The organism is Yoonia sp. (assembly GCF_014859355.1).
Lineage (GTDB): Bacteria > Pseudomonadota > Alphaproteobacteria > Rhodobacterales > Rhodobacteraceae > Yoonia.
This window is the reverse complement of sequence record NZ_JACUUJ010000012.1, coordinates 49919-66920: the sequence shown is the minus strand read 5'-3', so window position 1 is coordinate 66920 and position 17002 is coordinate 49919. Positions and strand designations below refer to the sequence as shown.

The window sequence follows — 17002 nt, the reverse complement described above, 5'->3', positions numbered from 1 at the left end:
CGGCAAATGAACCGTCGGCGTTCAGTGCCGTCGCGGGCAAGAAAACAGTGTCAACGTTGATACCAACGCTATCGACATCGACACGGTTATAAATCGCGCCGTTCACTTTATTGTCGGCAAAATCGACGTTGAGAAAAATATCACCCGTCACCTGACCCGACCGGTATGGCAGAATATTGTTGCTGGCACCGGATGACAGCGTGCCGGTGCGTGTGCCGACATTCAACAGCCCCACGTAATCGCCGGCATAACTGGCCAACCCGCTGGTCGGGGCCGTGTAGGTGCCGATTTGCGCATAGTTCACGCCGCCAAAATAACGGTTGAACTGCCCGCCATCCATGACAACCACCGCCTGCGAAGTGCCGTCTGCGGATGTTGCGGCCATCCCGGTGAAAAACCGGTCCAGTGCATCATCCTGCTGGGTAAACGCGATATAGCCATCCTGATCATAGGTGTTGTTCCGCGCATAGGCCGTTGCCACAGTGTCACCGTCCAGCGATCGCACTGTCACCAAAAGTGTTTCAGCGGCAGCATTGAAAGTGACACCGTCAAGGGTTCCTTTCACCGCCTGTTCAACGCCCTCTGCGGGTGTGGCTGGTGTGTCCCCGCCCGTTCCACCGTCAGCAACTGTCACATCATCACATGCAGACAGCATGACGGCGGCGGCCAGCGCACAAGCGAAAATCTTCATTATATTATCCTTGCCAATCGATTTATGCGGGCAAAGTCGTGGGAACGTTTCGTGCTGTCAAGGCGCAACCATAGGGCTATCAAAACCATATTTATATGTTGATGGTTTTGTCACGGCCCGCCATTGCCTATAGTTTACCGACTCATCCCCATGCCGGAGAAAGCGATGCCCATCACCCCCGACCAGCAGGCCGAAATCGACGCCCTGCGCGCCAACCCCAAACCCACCCTGCGCGCCGTCGCCGAAGGGATGGAGACCCATCTTTACAAGGCCTACGACGTGCTGGACCACGGGTTCATCCGCGTTATCGACTATATGGGTGACGATGCCGCGATCTGTCAGGCGGCGCGGGTGTCCTATGGCCGCGGCACCAAATCGGTCCAGAACGACGAAGGCCTGATCCGCTATCTTATGCGCCACTGGCATTCGACCCCGTTCGAAATGTGCGAAATCAAACTGCACGTCAAACTGCCCGTTTTCGTCGCCCGCCAGTGGATCCGGCACCGGACTGCGAACGTCAACGAATATTCCGCCCGCTATTCGATCCTTGATCGCGAATTCTATATCCCCGCCCCCGAAGACCTTGCCGCGCAATCGGTCATCAACAACCAGGGCCGGGGCGCCGCGCTGGCGGGGGAAGAGGCCGCGCGCGTGCTGGAATACCTCAAGGGCGACGCTGCCCGCTGCTATGACCACTACGCCGAGATGATTTCGGACGAGGGCCAGCAGGGCCTTGCCCGCGAATTGGCCCGGATGAACCTGCCCGCCAATATCTACACCCAATGGTATTGGAAGGTCGATTTGCACAACCTGTTCCATTTCCTGCGCCTGCGCGCCGACAGCCACGCCCAATACGAAATCCGCGTATATGCCGAAGAAATTTGCAAGGTGGTTGCCGACTGGGTGCCCGCCGCCTATGGCGCCTTCGAAGATTACCGCATGGGAGGTGCAACGTTGTCGGGCAAGGCGATTGACTGTGTGAAGCGTTTGCTCTCGGGTGAAAAGGTCACGCAGGAAACAAGCGGGATGAGCAAGGGGGAATGGCGCGAATTCATGGGGGTGATCGGGTAAAACAAACGCGCTATAACATGGGTTGCTTGTGCGCGCGCATCGCCGATAAAGCGCAACCCTTACCCGCGGGGAAGGGGCTTTGCACCCGCGGGGCACCGCGCGCGGCCTTGGCGTTTCACACGACACTGGCAACTGGGTCCGCGCCGCGCTATTCTTGCCAACATGACTGACCCCAAAACCGCCCTTCATGCCCGTCTTGTCGCCCTTGATGCAGAAGATGCCGCAGGGCAGGCGGGGCAAAAAACCGTCGAACTTGACCAGCAGGCCGTGGGCCGCCTGTCGCGCATGGATGCATTGCAAAATCAGGCTATGGCGCAGGCTACGGCTCGTCGCAGGGCGGTGGAACGGCAACGGATCATGGCTGCGCTTGATCGTCTGGAAAGCGGCGAATACGGCTATTGCACTGAATGTGGCGATGAAATCGCGCCCGCACGGCTTGCCACTGACCCAGCTATTCCGCGTTGTGGTGCCTGTATGCGGGGCGAATGATCAACGCTCAACCGGCTTTTCGCAGGTTTCCCGCCGTTTTGCGCCCGTCGCGGCCTTCGATCAGGTCAAAGGTGATTTTTTGTTCGTCGGCCAGACCCGTCAGGCCCGATTGTTCGACCGCCGAAATATGCACAAAAATATCGGACCCGCCATCATCCGGTGCGATAAAGCCATAACCTTTTGTCGTGTTGAACCATTTGACGGTGCCTTCTGGCATGTGGTTTCTCCTTTTGGTCGTGTTCTTACGGGCGCAGAATCGTCTATTGAAAAATACGCGGTTTTCGCAAAAAACAAATGACATGTGGTTGCAGACAGGTGATCTGCCGACCCTTTGCACAATAGGTGGGCTGAATGCGCTTTTTTGGACTAAAATCCTGCGATACTTGCCGCAAGGCAATAAAGGCTTTGCAGGCGGCGGGGCACAGGCCAAAGGTGATCGACGTGCGCGCGGACGGTCTGTCTGACGATGACCGTGCGCAGATCATGACGCGATTTGGGGATGCGGCGATCAATCGGGCGTCAACGACGTGGCGCGGCCTGTCTGACGCGGAAAAGGCAGCCGATCCCGCAACCCTGTTGGGCGCGCATCCCACCCTGTTGAAACGCCCTGTGATTGTGGATGGTGACGATTGGACGATCGGCTGGAAGGCTGACGTGCAGGCGCACCATCTTGGCAAAGGGACGCAGGCATCATAAGTCTGGCAGACCCAAAAAGGAGATATCCATGCGCAACGCAGCCCTGACACTTGGCCTGATCGCTGGTTTGATCGGCATTTTTGTTGGCATGTTTGGCTACGGCTATGCCGAATTGACCGAACGGCGCACCGAGGTGGGCGAGATTTTTGGCGTTTTTGAAAACCCCGGCTTCATCCGCTTTGCCAGTTTCATTGCCCCACTGCTGGCGATTGCCGGTGGCGCCATGGCCAAGGCGCGCGCGCTGTGGGGGGGGATCCTGATGCTGATCGCCGCAGCCTGTTTCTATACCGCTTTCGGGTTCAATGTTGCGACGATGTTCCCCATCGGGTTTGCAGCCTTGGGTGGTTTGCTTGCGATTGCGGCTGGCAAACCTGATGAACCTAAGGCGCATTTTTGAAAATTGCACGGTCAAGTGATAGCGCACCAGCACCTTTGAACACCAGGATCAAAAGACAAAGCACCCAGAACGCGCGCTGATCCAGTATCAGCGCATCTGGCGCACCGTCGAACCACGCACCCAACGTGCCGGGGTGGGCGATGCCGCCATGGCCGTAAAGATCGGTCAGTGATTGCACGATGATGAACCCGATCATCCCGACCGCCGCCAACCGCGTAAGAAGCCCAAGCACGATCAGAAGCGGAAGAATAAATTCAGCAACCGTCCCGCCAACCACAACCGCCCAGTGAAAAACGCCCAACTGGCTGGTGTCATAGCCGGCGGCCTCCATCGCTTGGGGGAAAATCTGCGCATAGGCACCCGAGCGGGGAAACAGAAAACCAAACAGCCCATCTCCGAGTTTGGTCAGCCCTGAATTCCAGTAATAGACCAAAAGAACCCCGGCAAAGACCAAGCGCGCCAAAAGCGGCAGGGCGTGATGACCCACGGCATCAAGCTGTCGCGCCACCGGCGTAAAGGGATGGGATAAGATCGACATCGGTTTGGCCTTTCAATAAATCGCGGTCACAGCTGATTGGCGCAGCAGCAATCCAAGCGTACCACCCATATCCAGATCATCCCCGACGCCGGTCATCGCCTGACCCAATGTTTGGCCCTTCAACAGTGCGGTGATGCACCGGGCGGTGGCGGTGTTGATCGGGTCAATCATCGGGTCCAGATCGGGACGCGTGATCAAAACTGTTTCCGGCTGCATGACGGGTTTGGGGGCATCGGCGACCGTATTGGCGCGGTAGATGCTGTAAATCGGGTAATCCGATGGGATGACCTGTGTTGCCGGGGCAAACCGCAACCGTGTTTGCAACAGCGCGTCGGGCGCCAGCGTTGCCAGCGTTTCAGCATCCATGGGGGGGACGTCAGCGGCGTGGTAGGCGTGGCGCATTGCCAGTTCGACGGCGGCAATATCGGAAAGGTAAGGCAATGATCTTGCGGGTGTAAACCGGCCCAGAAAAGCGGGCATCGCATCGCCGTAAAACATCATCAGGGGGGTTTTGGGTGGATGCTGGCGCAAGTAAACCCCGGCCATAGCGCGGAAAAAAGCATCGCCCACAAGCTTGCGCACAACCGGAAAGGCGGTTTCAAGCGCGTCAGCCAAGCTGACAGACACATTGTTGCGATAGACATCAAACCGCTTGGTCGCGGGTGCGCCATCTGGGTTTTGCAGCCCCTGCGGCACGGCGGCCTGCGGGTCCAGCACGCTGGCGATAAAGCTGGCTTGCGTTGCGGTCATTGGCTGGCCAAAACAGCATCGGCACGTGCGGCCTCGGATGCCAGAACAGGCCACTCGGGCACGTCGTTGTCCCATTCGATCAGCACGGGTTTTGGCCCGGTTTTGGCCAAGGTCAAGTCGAGCAAGGACCAGACCGGATCCACCACAGGCTTGCCATGACTGTCGATCAACAAGGGTGCGCCGGTTTCGTCGGCATCGACATCATGTCCGCCAAGGTGAATTTCGCCCACAGCGTGCAAAGGAAAATCTGCGATATAGTCCTGGGGTGACGTCTGCAAATTGGTGGCGCTTACAAAGACGTTGTTGACATCAAGAAGCAGGCCGCAGCCGGTGCGTGTGGTCAGGTCGCGCAGGAAATCTGTTTCTGACATGGTCGCGCCGGCAAAGGCCAGATAGCTGGATGGGTTTTCTAACAGTATTTGCCGCCCCAATGCCTCTTGCAGTTGATCAATATGTGTCGCGACGCGGGACAGTGTGGCGCTGTTATAAGGTAGCGGTAGCAGGTCGTTGAAAAAATGGGTGTCGTGGGTAGACCATGCCAGATGTTCGGAAAAACTGGCGGGGTTCAGCCAGCCAACCAAATGCTTCAGTCGGGCAAGGTGGTCGGCGTCCAAATCGCCCTCACCCCCGATCGACAGGCCCACGCCATGCACCGATATGGGAAAAAGTTCCGCCAGTTGGCGCAATTGTGCAATGGGGCGCCCGCCGTCGCCCATGTAATTTTCGGCGTGAATTTCCAGCCACCGAACAGGGCCCGGGTTTGCCATGATGGCGCTGTAATGCTGGGGCTTGTATCCCACGCCTGGGCGGGCAGGCAGCGGGCTGGGGGCGGTGGCGTCAAACATGTGTCCGTCCTTGGCAAGATACGCGCAGGGCCGGCGTGACTGCCCTGCGCGCTTGTTGTCGATATTTTATGCGGGCAAATCGCGATCAAGTGCTTCCAGCGCACCGGTGCGCGGGGTGCCATCGGCCATAGTGGGCAGTTCCATGGTTTCGCATGTGCCTGCGGGGACCAGCGTCCAGGCGTTGCCCTGATAATCCACACTTGAGGTGCCAGCACAAGTTGTGCCAGGGCCGGCAGCGCAGTCGTTTTGACCAGCCAATGAAATGCCGAAGCATTTCACTTCGCCTGCGGCAGATGCAGTGGTGGACAGGCCGGCGAGTGCAGTGGCCACAGCACTGGCGAGAACAAGTGTCTTGGTAGCTTTGGACATTGGGAAAATCCTTTGGTTCAGATTGTTTCACGTTCACCGTTAGCCGGCGATGCGGAAACTCTAACCGCTTTATGTGTTCATCGGCCATTCACAGCCACGTGTATCGCGCGCCCGTGAGGTTCTGTGACAGTCAAAATGCCTGCGGCAGCCTGTCGCGGCAGCGTATTCCTTGAAAAAAATAAACCCGCCATGGCACGGCATGGCGGGTTTATTACAGTGTCCAGCGCTGGAATGTTACAAAAGGTCGGGTGGCGTAGCGGTTTTGGACAGATTTTTCACGATGTCCTCCAACGATGTTACAGTGGTCCTGTTCTCGCCCAAACGCCGCACAGTGACGGTGCGTTCTTGCACTTCGCGCGCACCAAGCGCCAGAATGACCGGCACCTTGCCAACCGAATGTTCCCGAACCTTGTAGTTGATCTTTTCGTTGCGGACATCCGCCTCGGCCCGCACGCCTGCGGCCTTCAGTGCGGCGACAACTTCTTGCACATAATCATCCGCGTCTGAAATGATCGACGCCACGACAACCTGCCGCGGGGCAAGCCAAAACGGCAGTTTCCCGGCGTGTTCCTCGATCAGGATGCCGATGAAACGTTCAAAACTCCCAAGGCAGGCGCGGTGCAGCATGACGGGGCGGTGTTTGTTTCCGTCCATGCCGACATATTCCGCATCCAGCCGTTCGGGCAGCACGAAATCCACCTGATGCGTGCCGCATTGCCAGTCACGCCCGATTGCATCGGTCAGCACAAATTCCAGTTTCGGGCCGTAAAACGCGCCTTCGCCGGGGTTCAGTTCGGGCTCGATCCCGGCGGCGCGGGTGGCGGCCAGCAGCGCGGCTTCGGCCTTGTCCCACACCGCGTCCGATCCGGCGCGGGTGTCGGGGCGGTCGCTGAATTTCACGCTGAAATTCTCGAACCCCAGATCCTTGTAAACCGCGCTGAGGAACTGGATAAATTCTGCTGTTTCCGCTTCAATCTGGTCCTCGCGGCAGAAAATATGCCCGTCATCCTGCGTAAACCCGCGCACCCGCATGATACCGTGCAGCGCGCCGGATGGTTCATAGCGGTTGCACGACCCGAATTCGGCCATGCGCAGCGGCAGGTCGCGGTAAGATTTCAGGCCCTGATTGAAAATCTGCACATGACAGGGGCAGTTCATCGGTTTCAGCGCGTTCACGGCCTTTTCGCGGGCGTGGTCTTCGTCCACTTCGACGATGAACATGTTTTCCTGATATTTTTCCCAATGACCGGATGCTTCCCACAGCTTGCGGTCCACGACCTGGGGTGTGTTCACTTCGACATAGCCGCCCTGGCGCTGTTTGCGACGCATGTAGTCTTGTAATTCGGTGTAGATCGTCCAGCCATTGGGGTGCCAGAAGACCTGACCGGGGGCTTCTTCCTGCATGTGGAACAGGTCCATTTCGCGGCCCAGCTTGCGGTGGTCGCGCTTGGCGGCCTCTTCCAGCATGTGCAGGTGGGCGCGCAGGTCTTCCTTGTTGCGAAAGGCCACGCCATAGATGCGTTGCAGCATCGCGCGGTTGCTGTCACCGCGCCAATAGGCCCCGGCGATCGACATCAGCTTGAAGGCATCGGCGGGCACCTGGCCGGTGTTCTGCAAATGCGGGCCACGGCACAGATCCTGCCAGTCCCCGTGCCAATACATGCGCAGCGGTTCATTGCCGGGGATGCTGTCGATCAGTTCAACCTTATAGGGTTCGCCCCGGTCTTGGTAATATTGCACGGCTTTTGCGCGGTCCCAGATTTCGGTGCGGACCGCATCGCGCTTGTTGATGATGTCCTTCATCTTCTTTTCGATGGCGCCAAGATCTTCGGGGGTAAAGGGTTCGGCACGGTCGAAATCGTAATACCAGCCATCCTTGATCACGGGGCCGATTGTGACTTGGGTATCGGGCCAGATTTCCTGCACCGCGCGGGCCATGATATGCGCCAGATCGTGGCGCACCAGTTCCAGCGCGGGGGCATCATCCTTCATCGTGTTGATGGCGATGGATGCATCCGCGTCAATCGGCCATTGCAAATCCCAATGGGCGCCGTTCACCGTCGCGCTGATCGCCTTTTTGCGCAATGATGGGGAAATGTCGGCAGCAACATCGGCCGCGGTGATGCCCACGTCATAGCTGCGCGCGTTGCCATCGGGGAAAGTCAGGGAAATCTGGGCCATATACGGCTCCTCGTCGGTTTGGCGCCCACGGAACGCCCGGTTGCGGGTTATGTCTCGGCGTTAAATGCCCCTGTGCGCCCGAATGGTCAAGTGGTGTGCATCCGGTGCATGATTTGTATGCACAGATATACGTTGACTGCGACAGATCGGGTGGTAAACACGACATAAGTTTCCGATGGGAAACGCGCGAAATTTTGGGGAAAATCATGCCATATAACCGCACGTTCAACCTGAGCGTTGAAGACATTGACCTGATCGAAGAAGCCCTGCGCGCCCGTGGCCGTGAATTAAGCCGGATGCGTCTTGCCCTGACCGAAGAAAACCCCGCGCATCTTGAATCGATCCGTGTGATCGAACACGACCAACGCACCGGCGAAGAATTGTTGGGCCGTCTGCACGACCAAAAGATTTTCTATCGCCCCCAAAAAGCCGTATATGTCAGTGGCTGACGCGCTACACAGCCCGCTTCGCACGTCTTGCTGACAGGGCCAGCGCGCGCGCCGCTTACGTGATAATTTTGCGCTGCCCCTTATGTTCATCGTGACATGAACACGGTCCCTTACCTTGACAGAAAACCTTAAAGATCAGGTTTTTGATGCGGTTACCATGGACAGTGACAGTGGCCGCGATCAGCGTGCCTGTGATCATTGGCCTTTTCGCGGCGATGTGTTTTGCTGTGGCAATGATCGCAAACGGGCTACAAGAGGTGCAACATGGCTGACACATTCGTCACACCCCAAGGGCGGCGCATCGCCTATCACCTGACAGACGGCACAGGGCCTGCTGTGGTGTTTCTGGGCGGGTTCAAATCCGACATGCAAGGCACCAAGGCGGTATATCTGGAAAACTGGGCGCGCGCGCAGGGCCGCGCGTTCCTGCGGTTCGACTATTCCGGCCACGGGCAAAGTGGCGGCGACTTTACCGATGGCGCCATTGGCGACTGGTTTCAGGATGCCTGCGCCGCGCTGGGCCTGATCGCGGGGCCTGTGGTGCTGGTGGGGTCGTCGATGGGCGGATGGATTTCGCTACTGGCGGCGCGCACGATGCCGGACCGTATCGCCGGGCTGGTCACGATTGCCGCCGCCCCCGATTTCACCGAAGACAGCATGTGGGCGGGGTTTTCCGATGCGCAAAAGGCAAAACTGGAAAGCAAAGGCCAGGTCGCGCTGCCGTCAGAATACGGTGATCCCTACATCATCACAAAACGTCTGATCACCGAAGGGCGCAGCCGGTTGGTGCTGCGTGACCCTTTGCCGCTGCCGTTTCCGGTGCGGTTTCTGCAAGGCACGGCAGATGCGGATGTGGATATGTCTGTCGCCTTGCGTTTGCTGGATCATGCGACAGGGCCGGATATGCGGCTGACACTGGTAAAAGGGGCAGATCACCGCTTTTCCGACGCGCGTTGCCTGCAACTGATCACCGCTGCGGTGGCTGATGTGCTGGCGACCGGATGGTGACAGGGGCGTGCTGCGCAGCGCGCCGTATATCAGGCAGCAGTATTCTTGTTGGCGGGTTTTTTTTCAGGATCCGCGTTGACGTCGATAAAGTTCAGGACAAGCGGGCGGATATTGTTACGCCAGCTTGCCCCTGCAAAAATACCGTAATGCCCCGCGCCGGGTTCCAGATGCGATGCTTTCTTTTCGTCCGGCAGGCCCGTCAGCAGGGGCAGGGCGGCAAGGCATTGTCCGGGCGCTGAAATATCATCGTTTTCGCCTTCTACGATTTTCACGGCAACGGTTGTGATCTTGCCGAAATCAACCTTGTGCCCATCGACAACAAAGGCATTTCGGGCAATTTCGCGGCCCTTGAAAACCCGTTCTACGGTGGAAAGGTAAAATTCGCCGGTCATATCCATCACGGCAAGGTATTCATCGTAAAACGCATTGTGTTTGTCAAAATCACCGGCTTCATCCTTGGCCACCTTGATGATCTGATTTTGAAACGCCGTTGCATGGGTTTCAAGGTTCATTGAAATAAAGGATGCAAGCTGCAACAGGCCGGGGTAAACCAGACGGCCCACCCCGCTGTAATTAAATCCAACACGCTGGATCATTGTCTGTTCCAACTGGCCCATTGTCACCGACCGGCCGAAATCCGTGACTTCGGTGTGGTTCGCCTCTGGGTCAACAGGGCCGCCGATCAGGGTCAGCGACCGAGGCTGCGCGTTGGGGTCTTGTTCGGCCAGATAGGCCGTAGCGGCCAGCGTGAGCGGCACCGGTTGGCACACAGCGATCACATGCAGATCTGACCCGAGTTCACGCATGAAATCCACAAGGTAAAGGGTGTAATCCTCAACATCGAATTTCCCGGCGCTGACGGGAATGTCGCGGGCATTGTGCCAATCCGTAATATAGACGTCACAATCGGGCAGTAAGCTAATGACAGTTTTGCGCAATAGCGTGGCATAGTGGCCGGACATGGGGGCCACCAATAACACCCGGCGTTTGCTGGGCTTGCGTCCGGGGGTCGTGAAATGGATCAGGTCGCCAAATGGCCGTGAAACGACAGTTTCGATCACAACCATGTGGTCACGGCCCTTTTCGCAGGTCACGGGCGGCAGGTTCCAGTCTGGTTTGACCACCATGCGTTCAAATGTGCGTTCGGTGACTTCGCCCCAGGCCTTCAACCAGTCCATTGCCGGGTTAGCTGCCATCGACATCATGGGGTATGACGCAAAGGCGCGGGCTGTCGCCCCAAGCCATTGGTTTGTGTTGCGCGCACTTTCCATCAGGTCGTAGGTCAGCATATACTTCATTTAAGATCTCCGGTCACGCGGTCACAGGCAATATGCTGCGCATGCAGCATATGCATAGGAAGGTTAAAATGACAACAAACGATTTGGAACACGGTGTCACTTCCCAACAGAATGTTGCCAAACTTGAAGCGAACTTGGCACGGGTCGAACAACTGACACAACGGCTTATTTCTGCGCTTGGTCAGGCGCGCCCTGTGCCACCTGCTTTGCAGGGGCCAAGCCAGGATCTCTATCTCAAGGCGGCGACCGGGTATCTGTCTGAAATGATGCACAATCCGGCGAAACTGTTGGAACATCAACTGGAATTTTGGGGTAAATCTGTCAAGCATTATGTTGCGGCGCAACATCTGCTGGCCCAAGGTAAACTGGAACCGCCGAACGATGAAACCCCCAAGGATCGGCGTTTTTCGCACGAACTATGGGATACCCACCCGTATTTTAATTTTATCAAACAGCAATATTTGATCAACGTTGCCGCAGTGCAGCAGGCGGTCGAAGATATTGATACACTCGATTCTGAAGAAAAGAAGCGGCTGCGCTATTTCAGTCAGCAATTGATTGATATGCTGAGCCCCACAAATTTTCTGCCCACCAACCCAGAGGCGCTGGCGTTGGCGGCTGAAACCGATGGCGAAAGTCTTGTAACGGGCCTGGAGAATTTGGTCGCTGATCTGGAGGCAAACAACGGCGATCTGGTGGTGACGCTGGCAGATAAAACCGCGTTCAAACTGGGCGAAAACCTGGCCACCACGCCCGGGGCCGTCGTTTATCGCAATAAACTGTTCGAGTTGATACAGTATACCCCGACCACAGAAAAAGTGTATGAAACGCCGCTGATCATCTTTCCGCCGTGGATCAATAAATTCTATATTCTTGACCTGAAACCGCAAAACAGCCTGATTAAATGGGCGGTCGATCAGGGCTACACTGTGTTCATCGTGTCATGGGTCAATCCTGATCCGGGATATCGCGACACATCCATGTCGCATTACGTCGAAGACGGCTATCTGACCGCGATTGAAGAGGTGAAAAAGATTTGCGGCGTGAAAAAGGTGAACGCCGTGGGTTACTGCATTGCGGGCACCACGCTGTCGCTGACGCTGGCCCTGATGAAGCAGCGCAAGGATACATCCGTCAATGCTGCGACCTTTTTCACCACGCTGACTGATTTTTCCGACCGGGGCGAGGTGGGTGTGTTCCTTGAAGATGATTTCGTCAACGGGATCGCCGCAGAGGTGGCGGAAAACGGTATTTTGGATTCCTTTTTCATGTCGCGCACGTTTTCCTATCTGCGCGCAAATGATCTGATTTATGGGCCTGCGATCAAAAGCTACATGATGGGCAAGGCCCCCCCGGCCTTTGATCTGCTGTATTGGAACGGCGACGGCACGAACCTGCCCGCCACCATGACGATGGAATATCTGCGCGGGCTGTGCCAGCGGGATAAATTCGCCACCACGGGTTTTGATGTCTGCGGCACGACGGTGCATATCAAGGATGTGACCGTTCCCCTGATCGCCATCGCCTGCGAAACCGATCACATCGCCGCATGGAAAAGCAGCTATCACGGCATTCAGAAGATGGGATCGAAGGACAAGACATTCATCCTGTCGGAATCCGGCCATATTGCGGGCATCGTGAACCCGCCATCCAAGAACAAATACGGCCACTATACCAACCCTGAACTGGCGTTGAGCGCCGATGATTGGCGGGAATCAGCAGACAGGCACGATGGGTCTTGGTGGCCGCTTTGGGATGCGTGGTTGTCCAAGAAATCAGGTAAAATGGTCCCTGCACGCCAACCTGGCGCTGCAAATCATCCGGTGCTTGCCCCGGCGCCGGGTACATACGTTGTTTCTAAGTAGCTGTAAAATTTCGGCAATATGCTGCACTGCAAAAAATATGCCGCAGTGCAGAAAAAAAACTTGAAATGCCGCACTGCAGCATACATATTGGTGTGAGAGATAACAGCGGTTTACGAACCGCGCCGCACCAGGAAAGGCTGCATATTATGACAACTAAAACGCAAGACTTCACCGCCGTGTTCAAGGACATGATGGGCGCATTCCCCGTCGACACAAAGTCAATGGAAGAAACCTTTAAAACACAAACAACGCTGGCTGAAAAAATGTCCGGTGTTGCCATCGACGCGGCTGGCAAGTCAACCGAACTGTCGGCAAAATGGGCACAAGATACGCTGGCTAAAATCGAAGCAATGTCAAAAGCAAAGGCTGAGCCTGCCGATTATGCCAAGGCAATGACCGATTTCGCATCTGCCTCTGCTGAAGCTGCCGCCGAGCATATGGCTGCATTTGCTGAAATTGCGAAAAAAGTGCAGACACAGACGATGGAACTGGTTCTGGCTGCAGGCAAAGACATGTCCGAAGACATGACCGCCGCTGCCAAGAAGGCATCGACCGATATGACGGCTGCTGCGAAAAAAGCCACGACTGTTGCCAAGTAAATTGTTTTAATCTGCCCTTGCCTCCCTGAGGGTTTGATTTGAAAGGCGGTCCAATTTTGGGCCGCCTTTTGTTTTCTGCGCTTGCCTCTTTCTTTTTGCAAAGACGCGGCATAGGCTTCTCTGCACTGCAACATGTTCGGGGAGAGACAGACGTGGCTGAGATAAATAAACCGCTACTGATCAAGCGTTACGCAAGCCGGCGTCTTTATAACACGGAAACCAGCGATTACGTGACGTTGGAAGATATCGCTCTGTTTATTCGCGAAGGCCGTGAAGTGCAGATTGTTGACCTTAAATCCGGCGATGATCTTACCCGCCAATATCTGTTGCAAATTATCTCTGAACACGAAAGCCGCGGAGAAAATGTGCTGCCAGTTGATGTGCTGACAGATCTGGTGCGCAGTTATACAACACAGGCCGCGTCCGTTGTGCCGCAATTCCTGCAAGCCAGTTTCGAAATGCTACGCGATGGTCAGTCCAAAGCCATGGAGAATATGGGCAAAGCTAACCCCATGGCCGCTATGCCGGGATTCGAGGCGATGCGCGCCCAGCAAGCTGCGTTCTTCAAGGCCATGACCGGGGGTATGATTCCCGGCAGCAGTGGACCGGCAAAAGAAGAGGACGACCTTGTTGAAATCAAAAGCCAGCTTGCTGAATTGCAGGAAAAACTTTCAAAATTGAACAAATAAGACCAAAGGAATTTTGCAAAATTCCTTTGTGTGTAGCCGGCAGATTTTTAGAAATCTGCCGGCTTTTACATGACAATTTCGATAGGGTCATTGTTACAGACAATGATGAAGTAATGCCTTGTCCGGATCAGCCGAAAACCTCTGCTGCGGACCTCTGCGACAAATGCTGCTGTCCCGACCTCGCGTTCGACATCCACCACCTCACGACGAATAATTCCACCCATTTGGGCGGCGCGACAGTCCAGTCACATTGGTTAAAACCGCGTTAAGCGACCTCTGCAAAGACGCCTTTTAATGCCTTTTCCAGTTTACCAAACATTTCGTCCATATGGGCGGGGGTGAAAATGAAAGGTGGGCACAGGACAACGGCTTGCCCCAGCGGGCGACAGATCAGCCCTTGATCGGTGCAAGCATTGGCGATGCGTTCACTGACCGATAACGATCCGTCAAACGGCCGTTTGGTCGCCTTATCGGCCACGGCCTCCAGCGCGCCCATCAGGCCCTTGCCGCGCCATTCGCCGATATTGGGGTTTTCTGCCAGCCGCGCCATGCCTTCTTCGAACAATGGTGTCAGGGTGCGGACGTTTTCGGCCAATCCTTCGTTCATAACCACGTCGATGGCTTTCAGTGCGATGGCGCAACCGACAGGATGGCCCGATGCGGTGAAGCCATGGGGAAATTCCTCGATCTCTTCTGCGGCGGCCTGCAACCTGTCTGCCAGATCGGGGCCAAGGATGATCGCGCCCATCGGAAAAAACCCGGCTGTCAGGTTCTTGGATGAAATGATTGCGTCGGGGATGAAATCATAGGTTTCACAGCCCCAGGTGTTGCCGGTGCGGCCAAAGCCCGTGATGACCTCATCCGCGATCAGGGGTATGCCGTATTTGCGCAGGATCGGCTGGATCGCCTGAAAATACCCCGCAGACGGGGGGATCACGCCGCCAGCCCCCATGACAGGTTCGGCAAAGAATCCCGCAATGGTATCCGGGCCTTCGCGTTGAATGGTGTCTTCCAGTTCTTGCGCCATGCGGACAGTGAATTGCGCCTCGGTCTCGTCTTGTTTGCCATAGCGCCAGTAATGCGGACAGGACAGGTGGATAAACCCGTCCAACGGCAGGCCAAAGACGCTGTTATAGGGCTTGCCCGTCATGGATGCAGAAACCGCCGTGACCCCGTGATAGGCGTTGATCCGAGTGAGGATCTTGCGGCGATCCGGCTTGTCCTCTGACTTGGCCAGAAACCACAGCATCTTGACCATCGTGTCGTTCGCTTCGGACCCGGAATTGGTATAAAATACCTTGGCCCGGTCAAACGGTGATACTTCGACCAGTTTTTCCGACAGCATCACGGTCTGGTCCGACATCCGGCCAAAAAACGCATGATAGCCTGGGAATCTGGCGTATTGGTCTTGCGCTGCCTTGATCAGGCCAGGGTGGTCAAATCCGGCAACCATGTTCCACAGGCCAGAGTTGCTATCAAGGTATTCACGCCCGGTTGTGTCATAGACATAAGGGCCTTTGCCGTGGGTGACCACGATCATACCGCGGTCATGGACCGTGGGCAGATCGGTGAAGCCGTAAAAGGAACTGGCGTCGGCGCGGGCTTCCCAGCTGTTGGGGGATGTGTCAGACATGGGCGGGCAACCTTTTTGCTTCTGTTTATGAAAGAATAAGCTGGCGTATGTGGTCTTACAATGGGCCGATGACAAGATCATTCAGGGGCGCTGTGCGGCGTCGTCTGCGCCTGAACAGCGGCGGCGTCAGATACCAAGCCTGTCACGGAATGCATACCACGTCATCGCCAGCGTCAGCAGCGGTGCACGAAATGCGGTTCCACCGGGGAAATTGGGCACCTTGATTCCCGCAAGCGTATCAAACCGACCGGCTTGACCGGCGATCGCCTCGGCCATGACCTTGCCTGCCAAACCGGACAGGGCAACACCATGGCCCGAAAATCCTGCACCTGACAGCACATTTGGCGCGACACATTGGATCGCGGGCAGGCGGGTCATGGTGATGCCCAGCGTGCCGCCCCAGACGTAATCCACCGGCACACCGGCAAGTTGCGGGAAAAGCGTCGTCATCCGCGCGACCAGTGCGGTGCTGATATCACTGGGAAAACCGATAGAATAGCTTTCGCGCCCGCCGAACAGCAGCCTTTTGTCTTCGGAAAGGCGGTAGTAATTCACCACGAATTTGCTGTCCGCGACGGCGATATCACGCGCCAGCACATCCGCTGCACGGTCGCCTAGTGGCGCGGTGGCGCAGATGAAGCTGTTGATCGGCATGACTTTGGCATTCACCTTGCGGGCGATGTTCGGCAGATAGCCATTGCCGGCAAGGACCACATGCCGCGCCTTGACACAGCCTTTGTCAGTGCGCACTTCGGCGGGGTCGCCATGGGCGATGTGATGTACCTCTGATCGGTCGAACAGCCGCGCGCCCGCAGCCTCGGCCAGTCGCGCCAGCCCCAGCGCATAGCGCAGCGGGTGGATATGGCCCGCGCCCATGTCCAGTTCGCCGCCCTGATAGACCGGCGATTTGACCAGCGCGCGCATTTCTTCAGGATCAAGCTGCGCGATCTGGTCATAGCCATATGTGTCGGCCAGATGCCGCGCTTCGGTCGCGGCTTCGCGGGCCTCTTTTGCGCTGTAAAACCCATGGGCGACGCCGGAGGTGTATCGCGCCTCGGGGATGTCACGCGCACAGGTGTCGCGGATATCCTGCTTGGCCTCTTCGGCCAGCGCCCAAAGCGCGCGCGCGGCGTCAGCCCCCAGCTTTTTTTCCAGCGTGCTTTGGCTGGCGTTATAGCCGCTGCCGACCTGCCCGCCGTTGCGCCCCGAGGCACCAAAACCCGCACGATGCGCATCCAGCACAACCACATCCAGCCCCTTGCGCGCCAGATGCAGCGCCGCTGACAGACCGGTAAAGCCCGCGCCAATCACGCAGACATCCGCCACCGTCTGCCCGTATAACGGCGGGCGTTCGGGCGGCAGATCGGTGGTTGCGGCGTACCAGCTTTTGGGGAACTGGCCGGGGCGGTCGTTGCGGTAAAGCGGGTTCATCGG

The 17002-nt window shown here is 56.9% G+C and carries 20 protein-coding genes; 10 read left to right on the top strand and 10 right to left on the bottom strand.

Going from position 1 to position 17002, the window contains the following annotated elements:
• Nucleotides 1-691, bottom strand: a 691-nt coding sequence (locus IBX59_RS06595; protein WP_296373668.1) for a thymidylate synthase, incomplete at its 3' end; no start/stop codon positions are given.
• Nucleotides 692-856: 165 nt separating this feature from the next.
• On the opposite strand from IBX59_RS06595, the gene thyX reads away from it, so the two are divergent.
• Entirely contained in the window at nt 857-1762 is a 906-nt protein-coding gene (gene thyX / locus IBX59_RS06590; RefSeq protein WP_296373666.1) for an FAD-dependent thymidylate synthase, read from the top strand.
• A gap of 162 nt (nt 1763-1924) precedes the next feature.
• Nucleotides 1925-2251, top strand: coding sequence for a TraR/DksA family transcriptional regulator (locus IBX59_RS06585; protein ID WP_296373664.1), 327 nt, complete (start codon nt 1925-1927; stop codon nt 2249-2251).
• Between the two features lie 7 nt (nt 2252-2258).
• Here the strand turns inward: IBX59_RS06585 and IBX59_RS06580 are convergent, their stop codons facing one another.
• Nucleotides 2259-2468 (bottom strand): cold-shock protein, encoded by a 210-nt coding sequence (locus IBX59_RS06580; protein ID WP_296373662.1) that lies wholly within the window; start codon nt 2466-2468, stop codon nt 2259-2261.
• A 134-nt stretch (nt 2469-2602) separates the two neighbouring features.
• Between IBX59_RS06580 and IBX59_RS06575 the strand changes: the two genes are divergently transcribed.
• Nucleotides 2603-2947, top strand: coding sequence for an arsenate reductase family protein (locus IBX59_RS06575; RefSeq protein WP_296373660.1), 345 nt, complete (start codon nt 2603-2605; stop codon nt 2945-2947).
• A gap of 28 nt (nt 2948-2975) precedes the next feature.
• Complete coding sequence (locus tag IBX59_RS06570; protein ID WP_296373658.1) at nt 2976-3344, top strand: hypothetical protein; 369 nt, start codon at nt 2976-2978, stop codon at nt 3342-3344.
• On the opposite strand, the gene IBX59_RS06565 is transcribed toward IBX59_RS06570, so the two are convergent.
• The 5 genes from IBX59_RS06565 to thrS all read right to left on the bottom strand — a co-directional run bounded on the left by IBX59_RS06565 (nt 3328) and on the right by thrS (nt 8027).
• On the bottom strand, nt 3328-3882 hold the full coding sequence (locus tag IBX59_RS06565; RefSeq protein WP_296373655.1) for a DoxX family membrane protein: 555 nt from the start codon (nt 3880-3882) through the stop codon (nt 3328-3330). The two genes, IBX59_RS06570 and IBX59_RS06565, sit on opposite strands and share 17 nt — an antisense overlap.
• A 12-nt stretch (nt 3883-3894) precedes the next feature.
• On the bottom strand, nt 3895-4632 hold the full coding sequence (locus IBX59_RS06560; protein WP_296373653.1) for a DUF2063 domain-containing protein: 738 nt from the start codon (nt 4630-4632) through the stop codon (nt 3895-3897).
• Nucleotides 4629-5477, bottom strand: a complete 849-nt coding sequence (locus tag IBX59_RS06555) for a DUF692 domain-containing protein (protein ID WP_296373651.1) — start codon at nt 5475-5477, stop codon at nt 4629-4631. The genes IBX59_RS06560 and IBX59_RS06555 overlap by 4 nt, the downstream gene beginning before the upstream one ends.
• A 66-nt stretch (nt 5478-5543) precedes the next feature.
• Complete coding sequence (locus IBX59_RS06550; RefSeq protein WP_296373649.1) at nt 5544-5846, bottom strand: DUF2282 domain-containing protein; 303 nt, start codon at nt 5844-5846, stop codon at nt 5544-5546.
• Between the two features lie 234 nt (nt 5847-6080).
• Nucleotides 6081-8027 (bottom strand): threonine--tRNA ligase, encoded by a 1947-nt coding sequence (gene thrS / locus IBX59_RS06545; protein ID WP_296373647.1) that lies wholly within the window; start codon nt 8025-8027, stop codon nt 6081-6083.
• A 206-nt stretch (nt 8028-8233) separates the two neighbouring features.
• On the opposite strand from thrS, the gene IBX59_RS06540 reads away from it, so the two are divergent.
• From IBX59_RS06540 to IBX59_RS06530, 3 genes are all read left to right on the top strand, one after another.
• Nucleotides 8234-8476, top strand: a complete 243-nt coding sequence (locus IBX59_RS06540; protein ID WP_296373646.1) for a hypothetical protein — start codon at nt 8234-8236, stop codon at nt 8474-8476.
• Nucleotides 8477-8622: 146 nt separating this feature from the next.
• Nucleotides 8623-8748, top strand: a complete 126-nt coding sequence (locus IBX59_RS06535; RefSeq protein WP_296373644.1) for a hypothetical protein — start codon at nt 8623-8625, stop codon at nt 8746-8748.
• Entirely contained in the window at nt 8741-9484 is a 744-nt protein-coding gene (locus IBX59_RS06530) for an alpha/beta hydrolase (protein ID WP_296373642.1), read from the top strand. Before IBX59_RS06535 ends, IBX59_RS06530 begins: the two co-directional genes overlap by 8 nt.
• Nucleotides 9485-9513: 29 nt before the next feature.
• On the opposite strand, the gene phaZ is transcribed toward IBX59_RS06530, so the two are convergent.
• Nucleotides 9514-10782 (bottom strand): polyhydroxyalkanoate depolymerase, encoded by a 1269-nt coding sequence (phaZ, locus tag IBX59_RS06525; protein WP_296373640.1) that lies wholly within the window; start codon nt 10780-10782, stop codon nt 9514-9516.
• A gap of 68 nt (nt 10783-10850) precedes the next feature.
• Between phaZ and IBX59_RS06520 the strand changes: the two genes are divergently transcribed.
• From IBX59_RS06520 to phaR, 3 genes are all read left to right on the top strand, one after another.
• Nucleotides 10851-12647, top strand: a complete 1797-nt coding sequence (locus IBX59_RS06520) for a class I poly(R)-hydroxyalkanoic acid synthase (protein WP_296373638.1) — start codon at nt 10851-10853, stop codon at nt 12645-12647.
• A gap of 146 nt (nt 12648-12793) precedes the next feature.
• Nucleotides 12794-13246, top strand: a complete 453-nt coding sequence (locus IBX59_RS06515) for a phasin family protein (protein WP_296373681.1) — start codon at nt 12794-12796, stop codon at nt 13244-13246.
• A gap of 152 nt (nt 13247-13398) precedes the next feature.
• A complete protein-coding gene (gene phaR / locus IBX59_RS06510; RefSeq protein WP_296373677.1) occupies nt 13399-13935 on the top strand; it encodes a polyhydroxyalkanoate synthesis repressor PhaR in 537 nt (178 codons plus the stop codon).
• 265 nt (nt 13936-14200) lie between these two features.
• Here the strand turns inward: phaR and IBX59_RS06505 are convergent, their stop codons facing one another.
• On the bottom strand, nt 14201-15568 hold the full coding sequence (locus tag IBX59_RS06505) for an aminotransferase (RefSeq protein WP_296373635.1): 1368 nt from the start codon (nt 15566-15568) through the stop codon (nt 14201-14203).
• A 126-nt stretch (nt 15569-15694) separates the two neighbouring features.
• Nucleotides 15695-16999, bottom strand: a complete 1305-nt coding sequence (locus tag IBX59_RS06500; protein ID WP_296373633.1) for an FAD-binding oxidoreductase — start codon at nt 16997-16999, stop codon at nt 15695-15697.
• Nucleotides 17000-17002: the final 3 nt, after the last annotated feature.